The sequence below is a fragment of the Collinsella ureilytica genome, from assembly GCF_019795105.1.
GTDB lineage: Bacteria > Actinomycetota > Coriobacteriia > Coriobacteriales > Coriobacteriaceae > Collinsella > Collinsella ureilytica.
This window is the reverse complement of sequence record NZ_JAIMFO010000004.1, coordinates 433,693-455,195: the sequence shown is the minus strand read 5'-3', so window position 1 is coordinate 455,195 and position 21,503 is coordinate 433,693. Positions and strand designations below refer to the sequence as shown.

Annotated in this window: 16 protein-coding genes; 15 read left to right on the top strand and 1 reads right to left on the bottom strand. The window is 52.9% G+C overall.

Annotated elements, in window-relative coordinates:
- Window positions 1-13: 13 nt before the first annotated feature.
- From K6V98_RS02000 to K6V98_RS01980, 5 genes are all read left to right on the top strand, one after another.
- Window positions 14-400: a DUF1648 domain-containing protein gene (locus K6V98_RS02000; protein ID WP_306792663.1), complete on the top strand. Its 387-nt coding sequence runs from the start codon at window positions 14-16 to the stop codon at window positions 398-400.
- Window positions 384-2,969 (top strand): ATP-binding cassette domain-containing protein, encoded by a 2,586-nt coding sequence (locus K6V98_RS01995; RefSeq protein WP_222198869.1) that lies wholly within the window; start codon window positions 384-386, stop codon window positions 2,967-2,969. Before K6V98_RS02000 ends, K6V98_RS01995 begins: the two co-directional genes overlap by 17 nt.
- Window positions 2,970-2,994: 25 nt before the next feature.
- Window positions 2,995-4,017, top strand: coding sequence for a tRNA pseudouridine(38-40) synthase TruA (gene truA, locus K6V98_RS01990; protein ID WP_306792662.1), 1,023 nt, complete (start codon window positions 2,995-2,997; stop codon window positions 4,015-4,017).
- 79 nt (window positions 4,018-4,096) lie between these two features.
- The gene (locus tag K6V98_RS01985) at window positions 4,097-5,197 is read left to right on the top strand and encodes a glycosyltransferase family 2 protein (RefSeq protein ID WP_222198867.1); all 1,101 of its coding nucleotides are present in this window, start codon (window positions 4,097-4,099) and stop codon (window positions 5,195-5,197) included.
- A gap of 413 nt (window positions 5,198-5,610) precedes the next feature.
- Window positions 5,611-6,048, top strand: a complete 438-nt coding sequence (locus tag K6V98_RS01980; protein ID WP_222198866.1) for an arginine repressor — start codon at window positions 5,611-5,613, stop codon at window positions 6,046-6,048.
- Between the two features lie 104 nt (window positions 6,049-6,152).
- Here the strand turns inward: K6V98_RS01980 and K6V98_RS01975 are convergent, their stop codons facing one another.
- The gene (locus tag K6V98_RS01975; protein WP_222198865.1) at window positions 6,153-8,297 is read right to left on the bottom strand and encodes a transglycosylase domain-containing protein; all 2,145 of its coding nucleotides are present in this window, start codon (window positions 8,295-8,297) and stop codon (window positions 6,153-6,155) included.
- 273 nt (window positions 8,298-8,570) lie between these two features.
- Between K6V98_RS01975 and lepB the strand changes: the two genes are divergently transcribed.
- The 10 genes from lepB to tyrS all read left to right on the top strand — a co-directional run bounded on the left by lepB (window position 8,571) and on the right by tyrS (window position 21,437).
- Complete coding sequence (gene lepB / locus K6V98_RS01970; RefSeq protein ID WP_222198864.1) at window positions 8,571-9,101, top strand: signal peptidase I; 531 nt, start codon at window positions 8,571-8,573, stop codon at window positions 9,099-9,101.
- A 105-nt stretch (window positions 9,102-9,206) separates the two neighbouring features.
- Window positions 9,207-10,439 (top strand): DUF7601 domain-containing protein, encoded by a 1,233-nt coding sequence (locus tag K6V98_RS01965; protein WP_222198863.1) that lies wholly within the window; start codon window positions 9,207-9,209, stop codon window positions 10,437-10,439.
- 18 nt (window positions 10,440-10,457) lie between these two features.
- Window positions 10,458-11,465 (top strand): class B sortase, encoded by a 1,008-nt coding sequence (locus tag K6V98_RS01960; protein ID WP_222198861.1) that lies wholly within the window; start codon window positions 10,458-10,460, stop codon window positions 11,463-11,465.
- A gap of 61 nt (window positions 11,466-11,526) precedes the next feature.
- Window positions 11,527-12,234 carry a hypothetical protein gene (locus K6V98_RS01955; RefSeq protein WP_222198860.1) on the top strand — a complete coding sequence of 236 codons (708 nt, stop codon included), beginning with the start codon at window positions 11,527-11,529 and terminating at the stop codon, window positions 12,232-12,234.
- Window positions 12,224-15,970 (top strand): DUF7601 domain-containing protein, encoded by a 3,747-nt coding sequence (locus K6V98_RS01950; RefSeq protein WP_222198859.1) that lies wholly within the window; start codon window positions 12,224-12,226, stop codon window positions 15,968-15,970. The genes K6V98_RS01955 and K6V98_RS01950 overlap by 11 nt, the downstream gene beginning before the upstream one ends.
- Before the next feature lie 332 nt (window positions 15,971-16,302).
- The gene (locus K6V98_RS08660) at window positions 16,303-16,440 is read left to right on the top strand and encodes a hypothetical protein (protein ID WP_306792661.1); all 138 of its coding nucleotides are present in this window, start codon (window positions 16,303-16,305) and stop codon (window positions 16,438-16,440) included.
- Window positions 16,441-16,464: 24 nt separating this feature from the next.
- The gene (locus K6V98_RS01945) at window positions 16,465-17,616 is read left to right on the top strand and encodes an ATP-binding protein (protein ID WP_371734501.1); all 1,152 of its coding nucleotides are present in this window, start codon (window positions 16,465-16,467) and stop codon (window positions 17,614-17,616) included.
- 60 nt (window positions 17,617-17,676) lie between these two features.
- Entirely contained in the window at window positions 17,677-18,603 is a 927-nt protein-coding gene (locus K6V98_RS01940; protein ID WP_222198857.1) for a LysR family transcriptional regulator, read from the top strand.
- A gap of 231 nt (window positions 18,604-18,834) precedes the next feature.
- Window positions 18,835-19,953 (top strand): 5-methyltetrahydropteroyltriglutamate--homocysteine S-methyltransferase, encoded by a 1,119-nt coding sequence (locus K6V98_RS01935; RefSeq protein ID WP_222198856.1) that lies wholly within the window; start codon window positions 18,835-18,837, stop codon window positions 19,951-19,953.
- Window positions 19,954-20,222: 269 nt separating this feature from the next.
- Window positions 20,223-21,437: a tyrosine--tRNA ligase gene (tyrS, locus tag K6V98_RS01930; RefSeq protein WP_222198855.1), complete on the top strand. Its 1,215-nt coding sequence runs from the start codon at window positions 20,223-20,225 to the stop codon at window positions 21,435-21,437.
- Window positions 21,438-21,503: the final 66 nt, after the last annotated feature.

Sequence of the window (21,503 nt, the reverse complement as noted above, 5' to 3'; positions counted from 1 at the left end):
ACGAGGAGACACTATGTTCTCAATATTTGCATTTGGCAAGCGTGGCGGCATCATGGCGATGGTGCTCATCGTGTTGGCATTCATTCCTATGGTGGCTGCGGCTCTGATTGTTCCGGGCTTAGCTGAAAGCGTACCCATGAGGATTGCGCAGGACGGGGAGGTACTGCGCTGGGGCAGTCGTTTTGAGCTCCTCCTCTTGCCTGTCCTTTGCTTGCTGTTGAGTTTGGCCACACTTGCAAGTGGAAAAAAGTCGGCATCAGCTCTTAATGATGAGCCATCCATGGCAGTGATGACCTTTGAGCGCTTTATGCGCAACGGCATCATTACCGCTTTGATTCTTAATGCTGCGAATGCGTACATGCTTTATATGGTTATAACGGGACATGGACTGGGTTTCTAAGACAGAGAGCTTCCAAGAACCGACCTCTGACACCAATCGGTTGCGTGCGGTACCTGTTGGCCAAGAGGATGCGGGGACTGACGCAGCTATTGTTCTTACCGATGCTCGCGTGAGCATGGGAGACGTGCAAATCCTCGATGGCGTATCGTTCACGCTGTGCCCCGGTGAGCTGGTGGCACTTGCAGGTGAGAATGGGTCGGGAAAAACTACCCTTGCTCGCCTTGCTGCAGCCACGCTGGTATCGGATGCGGGAACAGTTCGTATATGCGGTATGGATCCTGCTGCCACACGTCGTTCGCGTGCGCGTGCTCGCCGCTTTGTGGCATCGGTTGCGCAAGACCCAACCGACCACATTGTTGCCGAGACGGTCTTATCTGAAGTTGCTTTTACACCGATTAACCGGGGCTGTGCCGAGTCTGAGGTACGCGAACGCGTGACGGCGGCGCTAAAAGCAACAGGCCTTTTGGGTTTTGAAGAGCGCGAGGTCTGGACGCTCTCGGGTGGAGAGCTCGTGTGCGTGGCAATTGCCGGTGCACTTGCTGAGCGCTCGCGCTTTTTGGTGCTTGATGAAGTGACCGCCATGCTCGATCCAGCCCTTCGTACGTCGATCTTCTCAATGGTGAAGCGGCTTGCTCATGATGAGGGTCTGGGCGTGTTGCTCGTGACTCATAACCCGTATGAGATGGTCGCTGCCGATCGTGTGGTGGTGCTCGATCGGGGAAAAATTGCTTTTGATGGCAGGCCAGAGAAGCTGTTGAGTCATAAGCAAGAGCTTTGGGATCGCATTGCAGGTCAGGGTCATGCTGCTCGTGAACGTGCAGCCAGCGTGTGTGCAGCGCCCACTCAAAGCGAGGAACATCGTGCCTTCCCGTCATCAGGCTCGCTGCTTGAGATGCGCGATGTTTCGTTTTTTCACAACGGCTCAAAGACTCCCGCGCTCGCACACATTACCCTTACGGTTGCGCCAGGAGAAATCCTTTTAATCATAGGTCCTTCAGGTTCTGGAAAATCAAGCCTTGCAGCACTTGCAGCCGGACTGCGTCGCCCCTCGAGCGGAGAAGTTCTTATTGCAGGTGCGCCGGCCATGCCGGGATGTGCAGCCTTGGCTCAGCAGCGGCCAGAGAGCCAGTTTTTCTTAGAGACGGTGCGCGAGGAAATCTCCTATGCTCCTCTGCAAGCAGGTTATTCTTCTCAGAATGTGGCTGATCGTATGGTTCGTGCCGTGGAGGCGGCACAGGTGCCCGCCGCCCTGCTGGATCGTGATCCGTTCTCGCTCTCAGGTGGCCAACAGCGCCGTGTTTGTCTTGCTTCGGCGCTTGCCCAAGGGAGCGATGTCTATATCTTTGATGAGCCAACAGCCGGAATGGATGCGTCTGGCGCAGCTGATGTGCATCGTTTGGCGCGGCAGTGCGCTCATGATGGCGCAGCGGTGCTCGTCGTTTCACACGATGTTGATGAGTGGCTTAATACCGCAGATCGAGTTGGTTGCTTATGTGCAGGGCAGCTAGCCTTTTTAGGAACCACCGACGAGTACGCTTCTCTGATACAAGAAGCAGGCTCTGGGGTGGACACACCCGCGTTTGTAGGGCGTGCATCTCTGCCCATTGCGCTGAGCGCAAGCAATCCCTTGCTCGCTCCAGCTCCAGCGCCTTCCATGCCTGCACAGCACGTGCATGGAGCGCATACATCCACTCTTGAGTCTGAGCGGTCTCTCCCTGCATTGCCTACAGTCCGCGTATCAGTTCTTGAGCTTGAAGGCACTTCCTCTAAACGATCGAGCGCGTATAGAGCTGTTCTGGCACGCTCGCAATCGCTTATGAGCGGATCGCACCCGCTTGACGCTCGGGTAAAACTTGCACTGTTTATCTGTATGCTGGTGCTTGTGCTCGTAGCTCCGATACCTCTGCTTGTGCTCTCACTCATCCCGCTTGGCGTTTTGCTTCTAGCAAGCGCTACACAGGGGTCACGTATTCTTCTACCACTTCCAGCCTTGGGTATTGCGATACTCGCTCTGGTGGCAAATCTCGTATCGTGCGATGGCTCTGCATCAGTTGCTGTATACGGCCCTGTTGGCCTTGATCCTCATGCAGCCTTGCGGTGCGCCCATGCGCTTTTACGGCTCGGGATTGTTCTTGGCTGGGCTCAGGTCGTGGCGCGTACCACGCGCTCATCAGATTTGGCTGATGCTGCAGTAGAGTTGGTGTCTCCCGTTTTGCGTCGGCGTTCTTCGGTTGTCGCAGTGCGTACGATGGTGTCTATTGCGCTTACCACCATGCCGCTTGTGGCAAGGGAGTATACGCGCATTGGTGATACGCAGCGAAGCCGTGGTGCTCCGCTTGATCGCGGGTCACTTCTCGGGCGCATTGCAGCCCATAGTGCCATTCTCATACCCTTGACCTCAGGGCTTTGGCGTCGCGCTGATCGGCTTGCCGCCTCTATGGAGGCACGTGGTTTTGATCCGGCGCGGCCTGCCGTATCCACCCCGCTTCCCGCACGAGATCGGCGCATACTCGTAGCTGGTCTGATTGCATCAATCATTCTTTTGATGCTTGTATTGGTTATTCGGTAGGTATTCCCAGGGGCGAAAGGCAGTTATGTCTCAAGCACATACATCTCATCCTAGTGGCGTGGCGTCTGAGCGTGGTGCCTCGCATGCCGATGGCTCTGAAAAGGGGAGCGAGCAGCTTTCTGTGCACACGGATGCTACCAGCGAAAACGCTACACTTCATGCTTTGCGCATGGAAGCTCCGAGCGCGGACAATATATGCGCTTTTGCAGAGTCCTTAGGTGTGGGTGAAAACGCGCTGGATACCGATGAGCTACAAGCTACAGCAACAGCGGTGCTTAAGCTCTCATACAACGGTTCTGCCTTTTCTGGCTTTGCTGAGCAGCCCGGTGAGGTTCGAACGGTAGCAGGGGATCTTCGAGTTGCTCTCGAGACGTTTTTGCGTCGTCCCGTTGAGCTTACCTGCGCGGGCAGAACTGACGCGGGTGTTCACGCAGTTGGTCAGTACGTCAGTTTTCCGATTACGTGCGAGGAGCAACAGATGAGTCAGCGCCGGTGGATGCGGGCGCTCTCGGCGCTGTTGCCAGCAGATATTGGAGCTCAGGCTCTGTATCATGCCGCTCTTGGTTTCTCAGCTCGATTTGACGCGAGAGCTCGCACCTACACCTACCGAATAGCGACCGGGGAGGTGGCTCCCACGCTCACGCGGCAGTTCACATGGTGGCACTGGGGCGAGCTCGATATTGCTGCTATGGAGCTGGCTGCAGCCGAGCTCGTGGGTGAGCAGGATTTTAAAAGCTTTTGTAAGCTTGCCTCTGCGATAGGTCGCCCTACGCATAGAAACGTCCATGCGGTGTCATTTGCTCGTGAGGTGCAGCTGGGAGAGGAGCTTATTGCCTTTACCATTACGGGAAACGCCTTTTTGCATTCCATGGTACGCACCATCGTAGGCACGCTTGTGCAGATAGGGGAAGGCAGGCACGAGCCTTCATGGATGCGTGAGGTAATTGATGCATGCGATAGGCAAGCGGCAGGGCCGACTGCTCCTGCGGCTGGTCTGTGCTTTATGCGTGTGTCCTATGATGAGGGCGTGTTGACCCTCTGTTCTTGATGTGCCGCTGGCGCAACGTAGGTTTGGGCGTAAATACTCTGCGATACCATGCAAACAACCTGATGAACAGGAGGCTTGCGTGGCTCGAACAGGCGTTAAAAAACCCCGGATTTCGGTAGTTCTGCCTGTCACACATGCTGGCCAGAGTATTGCTCGCACCATTGAGAGTATTCAAAACCAGAGCTTTCGAGAGTTTGAGCTCTTGGTTGTTGAAGAGGGCTCCAGCCGCTATGAGATCTCTTTTGCGCGTCGTGCAGCCGAGCATGATATCCGCATTGAGGTACTTGAGCGGTCTGCCAACAAGACGCTTGTGCAAGCAGGCGTGCTGGCTGCTCGGGCATCTCAGATCATGGTGATGGAGGCGGGAGACTGGATTGGGCCTGATTTTTTGCAGGCACAATTGGTAGCAGAGGCCTCGAGCCGTCCATCAGTGACGGTACCTGCTGCAGAGGGCTTAGATAATCCTTCCGCTCCTGGTCTTCATGTGTTGGTTCCCGAACGCGTGAGCCAGCATGCTCAGACTGACCGGGATGTTCATACACGCGCGTTGCCTTCACGTCCGCATACAGATGTCCAGCATGCGCGCCAGGCCTTTATGGAGCTCATTGCTTCAGGTATGTTGAATCAGGGTACCGGCGTGCTCATGCCTGCCGCTGCCGCACAGCAGGCAGCAGAACAGGGTGCAGCTGATGCGTTTGAGCTGCTCGTCGCTGTTGCTCAAAACCTTGATTCGCTGAGCTTGGTGCATGATGCGCGTTATAACGATGGGGTCATGCAAAGAAAGCCCGTCCGTTTTGATGCTGAGCTCTATGGTCGCTGCGAGCGTCATCATATGCTGCTCGCAGACTTGGTGGCTCGTTGGGATTTATTGGATGATCCAGCCACGGTTGAGGCCTTGCATCGCCATCATTTGCTCGATGTAATCAGCTGTATTGAAAATGCCTGTGCCCCCACAGCAGCGCTTACCGCACCTGAGCGCCGTCGCCTTGTTCAACGCATGATTGATACGGCATCAACACGTATCTCAATTGAAAAGCTTCGCTCTTCGAGCCGGGAGTTTGGCCCTATGTTTGGAGCCATCGCTTGCCGATCCGTTCTTGCATGTTGCATGGGTGCGTGGATTCACGGGCTGACGGAGCGTTTCTTTACACCCTTTTCTTTGGAGGGATCACCTGCGTAAGGTGTGAATGTTGCGCAGAGCCCTCTCAGCTTGGCTTCTTGCTCGCTCGATTGTTGTTTCTTGAATACCTTCCCGCAGGTAGAAGATGCTGGAATAGGGCTCATGCTTTCCCACATGCGCCACTGTCCAGCACTGTTGAGCACTCGTTTCTTCACGGCATACTGCCTTATCATCCCTCTCTCACTCAGGGCACATCAGCTGGGGCAGCTCGCGTCAGTTGTCCGTTTATTCGGATGATTTATGCAAGGTTTTAATATACGTTCAGAATGCACGATACGTATAAGCTATGCAGTGAGCATAGGTTTCTTCTGGGTGTATAGGAATATCTGAGTAAGAAGAGATAAGATATAGAAAACAACGTCGACTGCCGTGTCGATGTATATCCAATACTGAACGAAGATGGAAGGTACAAGATGGCTAAGAAGCGAAATAATCGCCAGGATGCAATTCGTGAGATTGTGCGCGATAAGGATATTCGTACGCAGCGCATGTTGGTGGACGAATTGCGTGAGTACGGTTTTGAGTGCACGCAGGCTACGGTCTCGCGCGATATTGCAGACATGGGTCTCAGAAAGCTGCCCGAGGGCATCTATGTCTTGGCCGAAGATCTGCACCTGCAGCGGATGGTCTCTGAGTTGGTAGTAGGCGTTCAGCGTTCGGATAACCTGGTGATTGTGAAAGCTCAGCCGGGCACTGCCTCAGGTATTGCAGCTGCGATCGACGGAGCCGAGATGCCTGATGTTTTGGGCTCGCTTGCTGGCAACGATACGATTTTGGTGATTGCGAGCACGGCAGAGGATGGGGAGCGCTTTGAGGGCATGATCAGTAAGCTCAGGAGTGTTCGCAAATAACTTGGCGCACATACGAAAAGTAGGTACGAGCAGATGCATCTCACTTTGATGCGTGCTCGTACCTACCATCGAGGTCGAAGCTCTTGTTTCAATCTATACGCGAGCTACTCCTCAAAGTCGTCTCGATCGTCATCGGGGTTCTCGTTGTGGCCACCAGTGCTTGGTTGGTTATGAGTACCCGGCTGAGGATTTTCTGGAATATCGGCGTTAGGCAGGTTGCCCTGGTTTTGGCCGTGTTCCTCTGTCTCCTCAACTTCCTCTTCCTCATCTTCGTCCTTCTCGTCCTCTTCTTTCACAAGAGGCTTAGAGAACTTCCAACGAGTATTTTCCTTATATGCTGGTGCGTCTCCTGTGGGGAATTCTTCACGCTCCACGCCTTCAAGCGCAGCGGTCATAAAGTTTCTAAAAATCGGCAGCGGCAGGGCGTGAGTGTTGTAGCCAATATTGGCATTGCTTCCAGAATGACCAGTCCAGATGGCGCAGCAAAGCTGCGGGGTATAGCCAACAAACCAGAGGTCAGTCGTAATGCCGTTGTTACCAGCCGTACCGGTCTTACCTGCAGCGGGTTGGTTCACGCTTGGAGCAAAGCCAGCACCAGTACCACCGCCGTGCAACACGCCTTTCAGCACCTCGGTTACCGCAGCAGCCTCGCCTGCTGAGAGCACCTGGTCAGGCTTATCATCGTGTTGATAGAGCGTCTTGCCATCGCGCGAGAGAATCTCAGTAATGGCAACGGCCTTGCGATGCTTGCCACCGTTTGCAAAGGTTGCATAGGCCTCTGCCATTTCAAGGGGCGTAAGGTTGGCGGTACCCAAGGTCAGGTTGGGCTGTCCTACAAATTCTGCACGCTCAGCGGTCGTGTTAATGCCGAGCTTTTTGCACATATCTGCTACGGCACCATAGCCAATGGCTTCTTGAACCTGGATATAGCCGGTGTTAGAAGACACGGCTGTTGCTGCGGCGAGTGAGCGCACACCATAGTTAATTTTGCCGTAGTTTTGAACGGTAAAGCGCTCTCCGTTAACCGTAAAGTTCATCGGGGAGGAGCAATTGAGCAAAATGCTTGGGTTCATACCCGCATGAATGGCAGCTGCAAGCGTGAGGCCCTTAAATGAAGAGCCAGCAGAGCGACGAGAGAGCGTATGGTTGGTGTGAGCACCGGCTTCGTCGTAATAGTTGCGACCGCCCACCATGGCTTTGATGTAGCCAGTCTTGGGATCAAGGGCGATAAGACCAACATCGAGGCTGTCTGCGCCCAGATCCTCAAGGCGACCAACGGCAGCTTGCTCAGCCTGTGCTTGGATGGTGGGATCGATGGTCGTTTTAACCGTGAGTCCACCTTTATAAATCACGTCGGTCGTAAACTCTTCCTGTAAAAGCCCACGTACGTAATCAACAAAATAGGGGAAAGCGAGGGTTCCGCTGGCAGGAATCTCCTGCACGTTCAAGGTGAGCTCTTCTGCCTGGGCAGCGTCGTGCTCCTCCTGGCTAATGATCTGGTTTTCTAGCATTCGATCCAAGACGATATTGCGGCGCTGAACTGCAAGATCGGGATTAATGGTTGGGTCGTACTGAGAGGGCGCATTGGGCAGACCAATGAGCAGTGCAGCCTCAGCGAGGCTCAGATCCTCTGCCGATTTGGAGAGGTAGGTTTCTGCAGCGGTTTGGATGCCATAGGCTCCATGGCCGTAATAGATGGTGTTCAGATACATCATCAAGATCTCGTCTTTATTAAAGATCTCTTCCATCTTAAGAGCCAAGAATGCCTCGCGAACCTTACGTTCAATGGTGACATCAAACTGCTCTTCAGAAAGGATGGTATTGCGCACGAGCTGCTGAGTAATGGTCGAAGCGCCCTCGTGGCCTCCCGTGAGCTGCACCAAGGTAGCGCGGGCAATGCCAATAAGGTCTACACCGTTGTGCTGATAAAAGCGGGAGTCCTCTGTGGCAATGGTACCTTTGAGCACATAAGGAGAAACATGCTCCAGTGAGGTAGTCTGTCGGTTTTGCACATAGAGGCTTGCGATCTTGTTGTTATTGGCATCCAAGATCTCTGTTGGCTCGCTTGCCAGATAAGCATTCACATTGGTGTAGTCAGGCAAATCAGAGAGCCAGCGATGAACGTTGGCAACCATGCCAATGCCAAAGGCAACGCCTGCGATGATAAAAAATCCGAGCAGTGAGACGAGAACAACCGGAATAATATGCGTTTTTGCTCGCCTGCGGCTCGCGCGCTCGCGTGGGCCCATGCGCACCTCCAAAGGAGTGGGTATACACGTACGTTCTCAACAGATTACTGCAAGCGGGACATTTGCGCTGCGGCCTTCTGCGAGCAGGTTGAAGAAAACACAGCTTTGCAGACAGCTTTGCGGGGATGGGCAGCTGTGAACTTGGGCTGAATTTTGCCCGACGAATCGAAATAACACCAATTTCTAGCAATTAGGGCTTGCTTTTTGTGGCGGGGGGGGGGGGTACTCTCTCGAGAGATACCAATATGTGCTGAATACCTTGGGGTGCGATCCATGCGGAAGGGCAGAGAACAAAAGAACATAGCAACTGCTCGTCCGTTGTCTGCGGATATTGCCTCCTTGCTTTTTAAAGTGGCCTTTGTTGGAGCTCTCTTCTTAGGCATGTTCTCGTTTATCTTTGGCGCTTTTCGCTGCGCCGATATCTCAATGTCCCCCAGCATAAAAGACGGGGATATGGTTTTGGACTATCGCCTTGATAAGAATTTCCATCTTCATGATGTTGCAGCATTTACCTACGAAGGTACGCGCATGGCTGCTCGGGTAGTCGCACTTCCTGGAGACGAAGTTGCGATTACCGCCGATGGTCTCGTAGTAAACGGCTCGGTTCAGCAGGAATCGGGAGTCTATGGATCGACGACGCAAGTAGCACAGGGCATTACCTTTCCTCTCACCGTCGGAGACGGACAGATCTTCGTACTGGGTGATAACCGCGAGCAAGCAATCGACAGTCGAATCTTTGGATGTGTGGATGTGGCACATGCAGAGGGCAAGGTAGTTGCCATTCTGCGCACACGAGCTGTCTGAAGCGAGCGGGTGATACGTGGTCATACCGTCCAAATGGGGGCGTACGACATAGATAAGAGGGAGCTCAAACGGGTTTCCGCTGAGAAAAAGAGAAAGGTATTGCGTATGAAGATCATGGAGCAGGTGAAGCATAAGATAGTGGTCTTGGCTACAGCTTGTGCTTTTGTGGGCACTGCGGTGTTTGGTGCCGCGACGCCCGTGCTGGCAGATCCCGTGCCGACCACAAACGGTGATGTAACCATTACCAAGACGCTAAAAGGCGCTACGACTTCTTTACCAGCGAGCCAGACATTTACCTTTCATTTTGCCAAGAAGGAGCTCACTGAGACTGGTGCTGCTGCTCTGAGCGAGACCCCGGAGATTGCCGATAAGGTAATCACGATCGGTTCTGATCAAGGCAACTATCTCATGAAAGAGGTTGAAGGCGCTACCACGACCTTGACTCAAAACCTGAAGTTCAACGTTACTGATGGGCTGACCTTCCCTCACGCTGGTGTGTATGCCTGGACTGTTACCGAGACCGGCAGTGTTGCTGGCATCACCATGTCAAAGGCAGAGTACACGTTGCGGATTTATCACGACAATAACGGGCACAATACCGTGACGGTCGAAAAGAAAAAGAACGATGCAGGCGAGGAGAACGGTACCGGCAAGGTCGCGCCGAATCCGACAGATCCTACGAATCCAAACGATCCTGATAACCCTGATAATCCAGATACCCACAAGTCTGGTTTCATCTTCAATAACGTGATGATTCCTGGTGAGATCACCGGTAACAACAATCTGAAAATCACCAAAACGGTTAACGGCGACTTTGGAGATCGAACCCGTCCGTTCCAGTTCCACCTCACACTGACCAAGCCTACGACAGCTACAGCAGCAGCTGCTACGGCTTATGTGTACAACGCCGATAACAATAAGGCATCTAACGACGTCCTTACCTTTACCTATGGAACATCTCAGGCCTTTACCTTGAAGCATGGCCAGTACCTCAAGTTTGAGGATGGCATGGTAGACGGTACGACCTATGTGCTTACAGAAGATGGTGTGCCAAGCTACACCGCTGCTGCAACCACCGTTATGGGTGGCGGTTCCGGAGTTGCCGCCAATAAGGCAGCTGACGGCCGGAGCGCCATTAGCGCAGGCAATGGTGTCTACGCTGCTGCTGGTGCTACAAACGCTGGCGCTAATACCGCAGACGTTACCAATACCTTTGCTGAGGTAACCCCCACCGGCATCGCTATTAGTGTGCTTCCCTTTGCCGTGATGGTACTCATCCCGGTTGCTGCGGCTGCAGCCTGGGTTATCTCTCGTCGCCGTAGCGGCGAGGGTGCCTAAAGCACCTGTAGGAGCATCTTGAGAGCGCGACACCAACGTGTGGGTGATGCACCCGTTGCTGGTACGCCAGGCGTCGGTAAGCGATATGCACGCCTGATCGTACATAGGCTTTCTCAGGCCTTTGATGCCGCGTTGTTTGCCGCGCTCTTCTTGATGCTGGTGGTGGGTCTTTACGCCTTGTGGGATGCAAATGCTGTGTACCGTGCAGCAGATGCAACCCGATGGCAGGCCTATATGCCCACTGATGCCGATCACGGTAGCTACGATGAGCTGGTGGTACTGAACTCAGATGTCGTCGGGTGGATCAACATCTATGGCACGCATATCAACTATCCCTTAGTACAGGGCAAGAGTGATTTTGAGTATCTGAACAAAGATGCCTCTGGCACCTATTCACTGTCTGGATCGCTCTTTCTTGATTCTCGATGTTCAGCTGAGTTCAGAGATTTCAACACCATCATCTACGGCCACCACATGGATCGCGATGCGATGTTTGGTGAGATAGGCAACTTCGCCGATGCGAAGTACTTCGACGCGCGGGAATACGGAACGCTTTATGTCGGTAAAGGCTCGGATGCAGGCAAAATCTTTGGTTTGCACATCGTAGCCTTTGTCCCTGCAGACGCCTATGACGGTACGGTCTACCGACCGGGCGTCGAAGGTGCAACCGATCAGCAAGCTTATTTCAACCATGTACGAGCTCAGGCCACGCTGACGCGGCCAGTGGATGTGGATAGCCAAGCCGGTGAACGGGTGGTGTTGCTCTCAACATGTTCCGATGAGAGCACAAATGCACGTTCGATTGTTGTTGCAAAGATCGAGCAGGAGGTTCATGAAGACACCTTCAAGGAAGAGGTCAGAACCGGAGTCGGCATTGATATTCCAGAAGGATGGCTTGATTTTCCTTGGCTCGGATGGGCAGCGCTCGTAACGCTGCTAGCGCTCTTGCTTGCCTTCATCTTGCGCTGGGCTGCAAGAAGAAAAGCGCGAGCAACGCGCGGTGCTCACTTTGCAAAGGATGCGTAGATCTTTCCGCTTGCGCTGGATTGGTACCGGAAGCTGAAAGACGAGAGATAGGAACTGAGACATGAAAGTGATGATGCAAAGAAAAGCGAGGCGGACAGGCACGGTTCACGTGATGGTGCTGTACGTCACGCTTATCTGTCTATCTCTGCTTTTTGGCGTCTGCCGCCCTGTATCAGCGGCGCCAGCCGAGGTCTCCGTCGGCGTGCATCAAACACTTGATTACCCGGCAGGCGAGAGTGGCCTTATCAAGAAATGGCGGTATTCCCTTGAGCGGAAAACCCCAGGCGCTCCGCTGCCTGAGGGCGCAGAGGGTGATACGTACGTTTGGTCAATGGAAGGCAACACTGCTTCCGCTATTCAGATCGTCGCCCCTGTCAGCCCTGGTAGCTATTGGTATCAAATGCGCCAAGAGGTTCCAGAGGGTCTGTCCGCTTCTTACACGACCGATTCCACCGTCTATGACGTCTGCGTGCACGTGGGTTCAGAAGGCGCATTGACGCTTATTTACTACGACGACGGCATGAAGGTAGTAGATCCAGGTTGGACAGTTGGATATACAAAGCCTTTGCCCAAGCCTCAAAAGCCAGAAGGAATCATAAGCGCGATTGCCTCTGCACTTCCTCAGACCGGCGATATGTCTTGGTTTGTGATGGGAGCTGCTGCCCTTCTTGCGTTTATTGGCGTCTGTATAGCGCTGGTGGGTCGAGCAATCTCGAGGCAAAAGACGGCATTGCCAAAGAATAAAGGAGCAAACGTTGATGAGAACTAAGAAGAATAACCGCTTGGCGCGGATCCTTCTCGCTGCCACAATGGCTACAACGCTTACGCTCGCTCCTGTGATGCCTGCGATTTCGGCGGCTTTCACCTCATGGAACATCAGGGTTGCAGAGGCGCAAGAAGTTGTACGTGAAGGTGACCTCGCTGCATCATCCGATACAAGTGCTTCCGCCGCTGACGCTGCAGATGAGGTACCGGCAGCTCAGTCTGAATCGCTGGAGAAAGCAGAGGGCGATGAGAGCCAAGGCGCTGCTTCTGGCGAGATTGATGGGAAGTCTGCTGCCGCTGAGAATATGCCCTCTGGTTCGCCACGAGTTGTTCGATCAGTTTGGCCAAGGTATTCTAGCACCTGTATTAATACAAGAACCCATCAGCATTACAGCAGTATCTATGAGGCGTTGACGGACACGGTCTATCCCGTGCGGTCTGACGACGTGATTGAGATGATTGCTGCTAACGATTTCGAGACCAAAACGATAGATATTCCTGCCAATATGCGCATTACCATTACAACGGCCGATGGCGTGGACAGCTCTACCATTTCTTTTCATACCAGCAAAAAGAACGGCGATCCGCTCTTTTTGGTTCATGCAGGTGCCACGTTGACGATCGACGGTACGAAAAACGGTCAGAATGGATCTGAGCATAACGGCATTATTCTTGATGGCTCTACCTCTAAGGGCGTAAGGGGTATACAGGTCGGTACTGCCAATGATGCCGAAGCCAGGTTAGAGCTCACTGATGTAACGGTACAGAATTTTGATGCGGCCAATCAGCTCGACATTAATAAAGATCGTTATGCAGCGGGTATTTCGGTGTATTGTTCTGCTGCCACACTTGCCGGTACCACCCTTGTGTCCGCGTGCACGAGCTCCTATGTGGGCAACTCTGTCTATCACAAAACTGCCGGCGGTGTTGCGGTGGTTGGTTCGGGAACTGCAAGAACCCCGAATACCGCAACACTGGAGATGGGCAAAGATGCTACGGTGAGCGAATGCGTTGGTGAGACTGGTGGCATCACGGTAAACGGCGGTGGATATGCGCATATTCAGGGCAGCGTTACTGATAATAAAACGGTGAGTACCGGTGTTAGCTATCACTGCGCTGGAGGTATCTATATAGGTGGCGTGAAGGGTAGCGGGTATCCGAGCACCTATGACGAAGACCCTGCTATGACAGGCCTGGGTGGAAATGTACTGATCGAAGGCGCTTTTATCACAAATAACAAATCCCTTCCATCCAATGATGATGCATACCATCCCTCAGCTGGAGGCGTCTTTATCGACGCCGGGCGTCTCACCATTCATGGTGCAACCATTACAGGTAACAACACTATCTCCTTCGGGCGTAACTCGGGTGGTGGTGTTGCAATGAACGAAGAGCGTATAACCGATGGAATTAGATGGCAGAATACAACGATGATTTCCGGTCTCACGCTGTCCGGTAAAGTAATCGCTAAAGATAATACGGTGGGAGTCGGTGCCAACATATTCAGGTCAAATATCAATATTTCATCTGACCTTGCGCTCGGTACACAGGTGTTGAGGATAGACGGCGACCTTACCCCAGACTCCTATGTGGGGATTGCAGCAACCATGGGAAACAGGATGGGGCCGCGTTCTACGTTCCCCACCTGGCCTAGTAAGAGTATATGGAGGGGAACTTTCGCTGATGACGTGGTGCCACTGCGGAGCTACCCGGGTGTTGAATTTGCAGCTGCGGTGAGTTCAAATCCAGATGAAAACAGCGATATTTATCTCACGGCTAACGCAAGTCCTCGATATACGAGACCCGGAAACCTTACTTATCCTGCTGATCCTGACGCCATTGCCCACTGCCCCAATCCAGACTTTCCCTACTCCACCTCGACTTTGGATACGCAGAGTGTGAAGTATGATCGGAATAGCTACAACGGTAGATACTCAGGAGATGCACGTCAGATAGCCAATTTGCACACCTTGGTAAATGATTTCGATGAAAATCTAAGTGCTGTTGCGGCACCTGAGAACTTTGTGCCTTTTATGCATGACTACAATCATACGGGATACGTGAAGGGTCGTTCTGACCAGTCGACTGCCTATTCGCCTGGATATCCAGTGACCTCTCCTTATGGCACTGCTGCCATCATCTGGGGTTACAATGGCACCCTGAAGGTGACTAAAGAGCTTGCTGCCGATGCGGATTCGCCGTACAGTGTGGATCGCGAGTTTTCCTTTACGGTGAAAACTTCTACAACGGATGGCTCGACTCCTTCTTCGTACAGAGGATTTATTTACAACGCCGACAATACCTCCACCGGCACCTCTGTGACCGCGACGCCTCAAGGAGAAGAGTTTAAACTGAGGAACGGTCAATATCTCCTATTTGGAGGACTCCCCACAGGCGAGGTAGGACAGGAACAAACAAGACAAATAACGGTGACCGAGACGGACGGCACCTCAACTGCAGGAAGCGATCCTACTCGAACCTTTGCGACGACGGTTGCTGAGGCGAATGATCTAGGTAATGCGGGATCTAACAGTTCAGGTGAGGCAGCTTGGACAGGCTTTCCAACATATCAGGATAAAACGAATGAAGTGACCTTTACGAATAAGCTGCGTACGGGATCTTTGTCGGTTACCAAGGTAGTGACAAATCTTCCGGAAAACACGACGGCTCCTTCGTTTAATCTCACCCTTACCGTGACCCTTCCTGCTGGCGTGATGGCCGATGCGTCCAATTCCTATGAGGCATCGCTCACGCAAGGAGCGGGAGCCTCTGCTGCGGTTACTCCTGAAGTGAGAGTGGGCGCATCTTCTGCGCTTATCTATACAGCGAGTATCACGGATGGGTCTGTGCTCACTATCCCGAACTTGCCGGTAGGATCTACCTACGTGCTTTTGGAAGATGGTTCAGATACCTATCGGGCGAGTGCTATCGTTCGTACTCTCAATGCAGACGGCAATGCCGTGAGCGATACTCATTCGAGCGGTGTTGGGCAGAGTTTACGTCTGTCGTATGCAGAAAACCCCGAGGGTGACGCTGGTGAGATAGACAAGGCTCGCATTGCCTACGTTGATAATGCAGCTGCTCAGGACATACCGAACCGAGTTGAGCTAACGAACATTCGTGCTCTTGGCTCGCTGCATATCTCTCAAGAGACGACCGGTGCTTTAGCGAATCTGGACGGAGAGTTTGACGTGACCGTCATACTCTCTTTGCCGGACGGCTGTACGCTTCCCGCTGACTATGCAGCAACCAAGACTGATTCGAGCGCAGCGGGTAACGCTGCTGCCACGAGTGCTGTTCAGGCAGAATATGGAACACCGTATACGTTCAAAGCTAAGCTCGCTAACGGTGATAGCCTTGATTTCAATGATGTACCTGAAGGAACTACTTACACCATTGTTGAGGATGGGGTGGATGGGTATACCGCGTCCGCTGCCGTCTCAACTGCAAACGCGCAAGCGGAGACCATTACTGGCGTGCGTGGTCAGGGAGTCACTGCGCATTATGATCAGACTTCCGATACTGCTGTTGGGAGAACGAAGAATGCCATTATTGCCTTAACCTCAGCTCAGGGAGGGGAAAGCCCTAATAAGGTTCAGCTGACCTCAGTGATGGCGAGCGTGCCCATCACGGGATTGACGCTATTCGGTAGCGCAGGCATGAGCATACTCGCTACCGTGGGCGTTCTGGTTGCAATCGCTGCAGGAACCTACATTGTGTGTCGTCGGATACGCAGCTAGATTTCGACGTAGAGAAGGAGCATGGCTGTAGCTGAGCGGTGAGTTTCATAACCGTCTGATGAGATGACTCACACAGTAAAACTCTGGATCACGGGCGTTGTATAACGGCGTCGGCGGCTGAGGATCCAAGAGATATTCGCGAGCAGAGAGGACTGAGGTTCTCTTTGCTCCCTTTTTTTGAGTTGCGAGCGGGAAGAGCAGATGTGTTTTTGAGGCATTGGGGTTTTTGAGCCACAATTCGGATTCTAGTAGGAAAAAGATTCGGATTTTGGTAGGGGAATCATTCGGATTTTGGGAGCATGGTGCTAAAGAGCTGGAAGTAAGAGGTGTGCATGGCTCAATCTCAAGACCATCAAGTCGTTCGTCCTAAAGGTTATCGCCCGCGTATTGTTGATGCACAGATTCAGGCATATCTTAAGCTGTTTGGCGCGATTGAAGTTTCGGGAACAAAATGGTGCGGCAAAACGTGATCATCTCTTACTCATGGGTCATCGGTGACATATGTTGACCGTGGGGCAAATCTCCAAATCGCCTTGGCAGACCCTTCCTATGTGCTTGTGGGAGACCGTCCGCATGTGATAGATGAGTGGCAGCGTGTTCCTGCAATCTGGGATACCGTGCGCCATGCAGTCGACGATCTGGCGGGCGAAAAGGGAGCATGGATTCTTACAGGATCATCAACGCCACAGAAGGAGCAGGTTGCTCATAGTGATGCCGGTCGGATCGGTCGTATCCGCATGCATCCGATGACACTTGCTGAAATGGGAAAGTCCACCGCCCAGGTGAGTTTGGCAGGTCTTTTTGAGGATCAGTTCGAACCTTGTGCTTGTGAGAGCGGAATCGAGGACTTGGTTCAGTTGGTTGTTCGTGGCGGATGGCCAGATGAGCGCCTGAGCGATTCGCGTGATGTACTGATTGTGGTGCGGGATTATTTGGAGTCGGTGTTCACACAAAGCGTGGTGCAGCTGGGAGAGAGTGAGGAACTGTCGCGTCGTACTGCGAACTCTCTCGCGCGAAACCTTGGACAATTTGCCAAGATTGGAACCCTTGTACGTGATGTGTATGCCTATGATGCCGACGATGAGATACTGCAGAGCGATAGGAAGACGGTTGCTGCTTGTGTAAATACGCTCTGTCGCCTGTATCTTATCGACGAGGTGCCTGGTTGGGTGCCCGCTTCGCGTTCTCCTAAGCGCATGCGCGTGAAGCCCAAGCGTTACTTTGCAGATCCTTCGCTTCCCGTTGCACTGCTGGGGCTTTCTCCTGAGGCATTGCTGCAAGACTGGCAGACGTTTGGCTTAGTGTTTGAGAACCTTGTTATGCGAGATCTAGACGTGTATGCGCGTGCACTTGACTATACATTGGCAAATCCTGTGCGCTATTACCATGATGACTCTGGTCTTGAGGTCGATGTAATTATCGAGAGGGTAGATGGGCGATGGGCGGCGGTTGAGATAACAGTGAGCCCCGATAAGGTTGACGAAGCCGCCGAGAACCTGCGCGGAATGAGCGATAAAGTGTGTAGCAATGAGCGAGCAGGTATGCGCAAACCGTCGTTTCTTGCTGTTATTACGGGGGTGGGTGAGGTTGCGTATCGCCGGAGTGACGGCGTGTATGTCATCCCAATCCGTGCTCTTGGAGCATAGAGGCCTTGCCTGCTGATGCTCGATCATCACGTTTCTGGCGCATTTTAGAAAGGCGTGAATATGACCTTCATCCAGCTTACGTACGTGCTTGCGGTTGCTCGCGAGGGCTCCATGAGCCGTGCAGCAAAGGCGCTTTTTATCTCGCAGCCAAGCCTTTCTACTGCTATTCAAGAACTTGAGGCTGAGCTTGGCGTCACACTCTTTTATCGTACGAGCACCGGCGTTGTAGTAACAACGGATGGCGAGGAGTTCTTAGGCTATGCGCGCCAAGTCATAGAGCAGACCGACCTGATTGAGGAGCGTTATTTTGGCAGCGCTCCCGTTAAGCATCAGTTCTGCGTCTCGTGCCAGCACTATTCATTTGCCGTAGAGGCGTTTGTTGCCCTCATTAAAAAGTACGGCGGCAGAGAGTACGATTTTCGTATCCGCGAAACCCAAACATACGAGATTATTGAGGATGTCGCTGCACTGAGAAGTGAGGTTGGCGTTTTGTATCTGAATGAGTTCAACCGCTCGGTGCTGATGAGAACGCTTACAGACAAAGCATTGCGCTTTACCCGCCTATTCATTGCAAGCCCCCATGTATTTGTGGGAAAGGCGAGCCCGCTCGCGAGCCGTGAGCGTGTTACGCTCGCTGACCTTGAGCCCTATCCACGCCTTTCGTATGAGCAAGGCGAGCATAATGCGTTTTATTTTGCTGAGGAGCTTGAGAGTACGCGAGCAAGCGCTAAAGACATTTTAGTTCGAGATCGGGCAACGCTTTTCAATCTCATGGCTGGGCTTGACGGATACACAATTAGTAGCGGTGTGATTAACTCTGATTTGTACGGGCCAAATATTGTAGCTGTACCTCTTGAGGGTGATGACGCCATGGAGATCGGCTATATCACACATACACGCGTAGCTCCGGGTTCATTTGGTGAGCACTATATTGAGGAGCTGACCCGTACTGCCGAGGCTGCTCGGCGTATGGGTAAAGCGCGGTAGAGCGCACGCGCGCACGACTCCGCTACCTCAGAAACTGAGAACTTGCACTACGTCAGGCACCGCTCCGATTATGCTTCGTCTCAAAAATCCATGCATGACCTGCAGCTATAGGCATGAGCTATGGCGCTATATCAACAGTCCGTATTGGGCAGGCACGTGTTTGCCCGTTAGGATTGCTTGCAATACACATCAGGGTTTCGCGCTCGCACCCATGTTGAGAGGACAGATGTCATGGCAGTACCTACCGCCCCGTTTCGTTACGACTTTGTAGGGAGCTTTTTGCGCCCCGCACGTCTTGCTGCTGCTCGCGCCGATTATGCAGCTGGAAAGATTGATGATGCTGCACTTCGCGCGGTTGAAGATGATTGCATTCGAGAGCTTGTTGCCAAACAGCAGGCGGCCGGCTATCCCGTTATTACCGACGGAGAGTTTCGCCGCAGCTACTGGCACCTTGACTTTATGTGGGGGTTCAACGGGATTGAGCATATCGAGCTTGATCACGGTTATTACTTCCATGGTGAGGAAACGACCCATGGTTCGGCCGAGCTCTCAGGAAAGATCAGCGGCGAGTCCCATCCCTTTGTTGAACATTTTCGCTTTGTGAAAGCACTTGAGGATGAGCATACCGTTGCTAAGCAAACAATTCCTGCTCCGGCTCAGACCTTGGCTGAGCTATTCCGCGAAGACAATGGAAAAAAGACTCGCGAGATCTATCCGAACGATGATGAGCTGATTGAAGATCTTGCCGCAGCGTATCGCACGGTCATCCGCGATCTGTATGATGCGGGCTGTCGCACGATTCAGTTTGATGATTGCACCTGGGGCATGATTGTTGATGAGGGCTATTGGCGCAACAAGATGGGCATCAATTCGTCCATTGAGGTTGAAGCCGAACGGTATTTGCGTGTGAACAACTTAGCGCTTGAGAACAAGCCTGCTGACCTTGCCATTACAACACACGTTTGTCGGGGCAATTACCACTCTGCTTATGCAAGCAGCGGCCCTTACGACAAAATTGCCCCCTACCTGTTTGCTCAAGAGCAGGTAGATGCCTTCTACCTTGAGTTTGACGACGAGCGCTCCGGGGGCTTTGCGCCTTTACGTGAGGTGCCAGCGCCTAAGAAAGTTGTTTTGGGACTCGTCACGACCAAGCATGCTGAGCTTGAGAATGAAGCAGTGCTCCGTGCCCGTATTGATGAAGCTGCAGCCTTCGTGCCAAAGGATCGTCTCTGCCTCTCACCACAGTGCGGCTTTGCCTCGTGTGAGATTGGTAACAAGCTCACTGAGGATGAGCAGTGGGCAAAGCTTGCGCTGGTGAAGCGAGTTGCTGAGCAGGTGTGGGGTAAGTAAGATCGTGTAGCGAGCGTGTTGAGCGAGCTTTGAGCCGCTATCTTGTGCTAGCGATTCCTCCCAGTAGTCATGGATTGATTCCCACTCTTCGTGCAACGTGTTGCGATAAGGTTGGGAATTAACAGCGATCCGAATAGCTCACCTTTTCACCTTAAACTCGCATCTCCCGCCACCTGATGCGCATGCTAGCTAGTATAGTGGGGAGGTTGCAACGCGTATGAGCACCGCCTGGTTGGCGAGGGTGCTATCCCACTGAGGAGGACAGAGTCGTGCTTTCCGTAGATGAGCAAATGCGCATTATTGCGTCGGGTGCCGCACAGATCGTTCCCGAGGCAGATCTAAAGAAGAAACTTGAGCGCGGAACGCCCTTAAATATTAAGTTAGGTGTGGATCCTACCTCGCCCGATCTGCATCTTGGTCATGCAGTGCCTTTGCGCAAAATGCGCCAGTTTCAAGATCTTGGGCACCGTGTAACGCTCATTATTGGCAACGGTACAGCCATGATTGGTGATCCGTCGGGCAAAAATAGCACGCGCCCGCAGCTTTCTCAGGAACAGGTTGAGGCAAATGCGGCTACCTATGTTGCGCAGGCGATGAAGATTCTCGATCCTGAGCGCACGACTATTGTGCATAACGGTGACTGGATTCTCTCGCTTGATCTAAAAGATCTTCTGGCAGTTGCCAGTAAGTTTACGGTGGCGCGTATTCTTGAACGCGATGATTTTACGCGGCGCTATCAAAATCAGACGCCGATTGCCTTGCATGAGTTCCTCTATCCGGTTATGCAGGCGCTTGATTCGGTCAAAATTGAATCAGACGTCGAAATGGGTGGTACTGACCAACTCTTTAACTTGCTCGCTGGGCGTGAACTGATGGAAAAGATGGATATGGAGCCCCAGATCGCGCTCACCATGCCGCTTCTTGAGGGAACTGACGGTGTGCGCAAGATGAGTAAGTCGTACGGCAACTATATTGGTCTGACCGATGCTCCGGCTGAGATGTTTGGCAAAACCATGTCGATTCCGGACGAGATGATTGCCAAGTATTACCGGCTTGCAAGTTCAAAAACACCCGCTGAGGTTGATGCGCTTGAGGCTGCTCTGGCAGACGGCACGGCTGATCCATATGAGCTGAAGCGCGCGCTTGGTCGCGATCTTTGCGATACCTATCATGGAGCTGGTGCAGGAGATGAGGCACAGGCTGAGTTCGATCGGGTCTTCAAGCAAAATAAGCTGCCTGATGATATTGAAGAGGTCACGGTTGATTTAAGTCCCGCTGAAGATGGCAGCCTGTATCTTGCTGGCCTGCTTAAGGAGGCAGGGCTTGCACCTTCGGCTGCTGAGGCTCGCCGCCTCATTGATGGGGGCGGTGTCAAAATTGATGGTGAGGCCGTGGCAGCTAAGAGCTATAACGTCGACGCTCAGCTACTCAAATCGGGTACCATTTTGCAGGTAGGGAAGCGCAAATTTGCCCGCCTTGCATAACGCACTGCCTGCCTTGTCTGTTAGTTGGTGACAGAGGCGCTGAAGTGCTGTTTGAGGCTATGGCGA

Coding starts and splice junctions, on each gene's coding strand:
- K6V98_RS01955 (WP_222198860.1), top strand. CDS start 11,527: ATGAAAGTGATGATGCAAAGAAAAGCGAGGCGGACAGGCACGGTTCAC.
- K6V98_RS01995 (WP_222198869.1), top strand. CDS start 384: ATGGACTGGGTTTCTAAGACAGAGAGCTTCCAAGAACCGACCTCTGAC.
- truA (WP_306792662.1), top strand. CDS start 2,995: ATGTCTCAAGCACATACATCTCATCCTAGTGGCGTGGCGTCTGAGCGT.
- K6V98_RS02000 (WP_306792663.1), top strand. CDS start 14: ATGTTCTCAATATTTGCATTTGGCAAGCGTGGCGGCATCATGGCGATG.
- K6V98_RS01935 (WP_222198856.1), top strand. CDS start 18,835: ATGGCAGTACCTACCGCCCCGTTTCGTTACGACTTTGTAGGGAGCTTT.
- lepB (WP_222198864.1), top strand. CDS start 8,571: ATGCGGAAGGGCAGAGAACAAAAGAACATAGCAACTGCTCGTCCGTTG.
- K6V98_RS01975 (WP_222198865.1), bottom strand. CDS start 8,297: ATGGGCCCACGCGAGCGCGCGAGCCGCAGGCGAGCAAAAACGCATATT.
- K6V98_RS01940 (WP_222198857.1), top strand. CDS start 17,677: ATGACCTTCATCCAGCTTACGTACGTGCTTGCGGTTGCTCGCGAGGGC.
- K6V98_RS01950 (WP_222198859.1), top strand. CDS start 12,224: ATGAGAACTAAGAAGAATAACCGCTTGGCGCGGATCCTTCTCGCTGCC.
- K6V98_RS08660 (WP_306792661.1), top strand. CDS start 16,303: ATGGCTCAATCTCAAGACCATCAAGTCGTTCGTCCTAAAGGTTATCGC.
- K6V98_RS01980 (WP_222198866.1), top strand. CDS start 5,611: ATGGCTAAGAAGCGAAATAATCGCCAGGATGCAATTCGTGAGATTGTG.
- K6V98_RS01965 (WP_222198863.1), top strand. CDS start 9,207: ATGAAGATCATGGAGCAGGTGAAGCATAAGATAGTGGTCTTGGCTACA.